This window comes from Streptomyces sp. NPDC058469 (assembly GCF_042721125.1).
Classification (GTDB): domain Bacteria; phylum Actinomycetota; class Actinomycetes; order Streptomycetales; family Streptomycetaceae; genus Streptomyces.
On sequence record NZ_JBHXME010000233.1, the window covers coordinates 1 to 3400 of the forward strand.

At 70.2% G+C, this 3400-nt stretch carries 6 protein-coding genes and 1 pseudogene; all 7 read right to left on the reverse strand.

Features of this window, described 5'->3' with window-relative positions; genetic code table 11:
• The coding region (locus tag ACFWP5_RS48740) for a collagen-like protein (RefSeq protein WP_384172642.1) at positions 1-601 on the reverse strand (601 nt) is incomplete at its 3' end.
• Positions 598-864 (reverse strand): hypothetical protein, encoded by a 267-nt coding sequence (locus ACFWP5_RS48745; protein ID WP_384172645.1) that lies wholly within the window; start codon positions 862-864, stop codon positions 598-600. The genes ACFWP5_RS48745 and ACFWP5_RS48740, both read right to left, overlap by 4 nt.
• A 31-nt stretch (positions 865-895) precedes the next feature.
• Positions 896-1078: a hypothetical protein gene (locus ACFWP5_RS48750; protein ID WP_384172647.1), complete on the reverse strand. Its 183-nt coding sequence runs from the start codon at positions 1076-1078 to the stop codon at positions 896-898.
• Positions 1079-1093: 15 nt separating this feature from the next.
• Positions 1094-2014: an N-acetylmuramoyl-L-alanine amidase gene (locus ACFWP5_RS48755; RefSeq protein ID WP_384172650.1), complete on the reverse strand. Its 921-nt coding sequence runs from the start codon at positions 2012-2014 to the stop codon at positions 1094-1096.
• A 64-nt stretch (positions 2015-2078) separates the two neighbouring features.
• The gene (locus ACFWP5_RS48760) at positions 2079-2576 is read right to left on the reverse strand and encodes a hypothetical protein (protein WP_384172653.1); all 498 of its coding nucleotides are present in this window, start codon (positions 2574-2576) and stop codon (positions 2079-2081) included.
• Positions 2573-3010: a hypothetical protein gene (locus ACFWP5_RS48765; protein WP_384172656.1), complete on the reverse strand. Its 438-nt coding sequence runs from the start codon at positions 3008-3010 to the stop codon at positions 2573-2575. Before ACFWP5_RS48765 ends, ACFWP5_RS48760 begins: the two co-directional genes overlap by 4 nt.
• 11 nt (positions 3011-3021) lie before the next feature.
• Positions 3022-3400, reverse strand: a pseudogene (locus tag ACFWP5_RS48770) (hypothetical protein); the annotation flags it as partial.

The following is a 3400-nucleotide window of genomic DNA, read 5'->3' on the forward strand; positions in this document are numbered from 1 at the left end:
GCGGGGTGGGGCTCGGGTCGGGGGCGCCGTCCTTGCGGCAGACGAGCGCGTCCGGGTCGTAGCTCGGGGCCTCGAGGTGGTACCCGTCGGGGCAGGTCTGCCCGTCCTTGCCGTCGATGCCGTCGCGGCCGTCCCTGCCGGGCGGTCCGCTCGGGCCGGGGACGGTGGAGTCGGCGCCCGGTTCGCCCTGGGGTCCTTGCGGTCCGGTGACCCCGGCCGCGCCGGACGCTCCGGGCGCTGGTGTGATCGTCGGTGCTGGCTTGCCGGAGGCTCCGGTGTCGCCCTTCGGGCCGGGCGGCCCCGGGATGGGTACGGGGACTTCGGCGCGGTCGGGTAGATCCTTGACGGCCTTGGTGGGGTCTGGCGCGACGGGCGTTTCCCCGCCGGCCTTGACCTGCTGGCGCAGGGCCCGCACGTCGCCGGCGAGCGTACTGACGGCGTTGCCCCGGAGGTTGGCCTCGTCGGCGAGCTGGTCGGCCCGGTTCGCTTCGATCTGGACGCGGACGTACACGAGGAGGACGGCGCCGGTGAGCAGCAGCAGGAACGAGAGGAGAGCGATGGGCTTCCATCGGCGGGCCAGCATCCGGTCGGTGCGCGTCACGGATGCCCCCCGAGCTGCTGTACGACCAGTCGCAGACGCGCCGACTCTGCCCGCTCGGTGGCGAGTTCGGTCTTGAGCGTGGCCACCTCGGTCCGCAGCTCCTTGCGTTCCTCTTGGAGCTGGTCCGTGAGCGAGTTGAAGCCGTTCACCGCGTTGCCCTCCCGCTGGGCGCGTCCGGCGACCTTGGAGCCGTACATGGCTGCCGCCCCCGCCACGGCGGCGCTGCCGATCACGCCGATAGCTGTGACGAGGGCGGCGTCCATGCCACCTCCAAGACGCTCGCATGGGGCAGGGTTAGGCGTCCGTCTTCGGGCGGTTGGGCACCGCGTAGGTGATGCCCCACGCGCCGAGGACGGCGAGCGCGATGGTGACGCCCTCGCCGGTGGTGAGGACGTTGTCCTGCACGGCGGTGACGGCAGCCGCCGCGCCCGCGGCGAGGCCGGCGATGATGGACTTGGCGATACTGGCGATCTTCATGAGGGCCTTTCCCGATCAGGCGACGACGGTGAACAGCCCGGTGTTCGTACCGAGCTGGGTGAGGGACGTGTGGCCGGGGATGCCGTTGGCGTCGGCGCCGGTGTAGCCGAGGTGGCGCTGCCATGCGGCGTAGGCCTTGACCGTGGTCGACCCGAAGGAGCCGTCGCCCGCATACGTCTTGGCGAGGTAGCCGAGCTTGACGAGGGCGGCTTCGGTGAGGTTCGTTCCGGTCATGTAGCTGACGTGGCCCTGCTTCGCGCCGGGGTCGGCCTTGGCGGCGGCGATGAGCTGGGACAGGTCGACCTTCGGCTTGGCGGGCGTCGGCGTGACCGTGCCGCCGCCGGGCTTGGTGGCGAGCTGCTTCTTCACGTCGGCGCGGAAGCCGTTCATGTCGAAGCTGGGGTCGATCTTTCCGGGCTGGACTTCCTTGTGCCCGGCGACGGAACGTTCCGTCCAGCCGTGCGCCCGGCACAGCGACGCGGCCCACAGCACGGCTTGGCGGTACTGGTCGGCCGGGTAGGGGTCCTTGCTGTCGCCGAGGTTCTCGATCTCCAGGCCGTACAGGACGTCGTTGCCGTCGGCGTTGGCCTGGTCGTCGTGCGGCAGCGGGCTCGCCTCGGCACGGAGGGCGTTGAGGACGTCGAGGTCGACGAGGCCCGCGTGATTCGCCCGGCCGTGGCCGATCATCCACAGGCCTGCGGTCTTACCCAGCCAGGAGTGGCAGAGCGGGCCGGGCAGGTCGGAGCGGCCGTTGTAGCAGATCTCCTTGTCGCCGTGCCCGGCCGTGTGATGGATGAGTACGCCGATCACGGGGCCGAAGGACTTGCCGGTCGCCGCCTCGCGGTTGTGGGTGCTCCAGCCCGCGTGCTCGTGGACGGTGAGGCCCTCGGATCTGAGCGCGGTCAACGTCTGGGCTGCGGTCAGGGGTGTCGCCATGGGTGCTCCAGAAATGACGAAGGCCCCGGCCGGCTGGCTCGGGGCGGACGGTGTGGAAGGTGGGTCAGGACGAGGCTTCGTAGACGAAGAACGCCCGGATCGCGTGGGTCGCCGCGAGGGTGGCCGGTGTGCCCTGCGAGGCGTTGGCCGACTGGGTGTTGGTCGCGGACGTGGGGAACGTGACCTGGAAGGTGGTGGCGGCGCTGCTGATCGAGACCTGGCCGTGCCAGGTGGCGGTCGAGGTCATGCGCGCGGATCCCAGGGCCGAGAATCCTGATGACGCGACGGTCGCGGGCAGGCTGAAGGACCAGGCACCGCTGCCGTAGGTGGTGGTGGATCCGCAGGTGAGGGTGACTTCCCCGTAGACGGTGCGGCCGATCTTCAGGTACCGGTCGGTGAGGGTTCCGTTGCCGACGTCGGGGGCGGTGGTCGAGGCCGTCCATGCCGGCGTGTACGACGTCCAGGCGGCGAGCATGCTGTTGACCTGGTCGCGGATCTCCTGGTTCATGAGCGCCGCAGAGACCACTTCGCCGACGACCCATGTGCGCGGGGCGAAGGTCACGATGCCCCCGCTTCCTGGCCGGGGTCAGGCGCGGGCGCGATGGTGTTGTCCGGGTTGTTGGGGTCGGCGGGGTTCCACCAGTTCCGCAGCGCGGGCTTCAGTCCCATCAGGGCTGCCTCGACCGATGCCACATCGTCGGGGAAGACGAGTGCGCACCAGCCCCACCCGCATTCCACGCACGCGTACCGCGGATCGCTCGGGGAGACGATCTGTGCGGAGCCGCACGACGAGCAGTCGGCCAGCCAGCGGTTCTGATTGATGCGCGCGAAGTACGTGTCGTCGACGGCGTCGGCTGGCGGGATGGCGCGGCGGCCCACCCGGAACTCGTACCAGCGCCACACCAGTTCGGCGGCCAGCACGCCGGCCCACAGGTCGGCGGGCTGGCCGGGGGGCGGGGTGTAGAAGGTCTCGGCGCGCACGACGGCGATAGCCACGGCGTCCCCTTTCAGTAGGCGAGGCGGGTCGTGGAGTCGAGGACGGAATAGGTCGGGTCGTCGAGGACCCACACGCTGTCGGTGAGCGCGGCCGACGTGTGGAACTGGATGACGTGCGACTTCTCTTTGATCGTCTCGGTGTAGCCCTCGACGGTGACGCGCAGCATCGAGGCCGGCGCCTGCGAGGGCAGAGCGGTGACGGAGAAGCAGGCGGAGATATCGGCGTCGAGGATGTCCAGGTAGGTGGACATCGTGTAGGCCTCGATCGCTACTTCGCGCAGCTCAGGGTCCGGGTCGGCGTACCGGGACACTCTCCAGTTCGCGGCGTCCAGTACTGAGTTGTCCGACGTTTTGAGGATGGACAGTGCGCCCGGGTCGTAGACGCCGAAC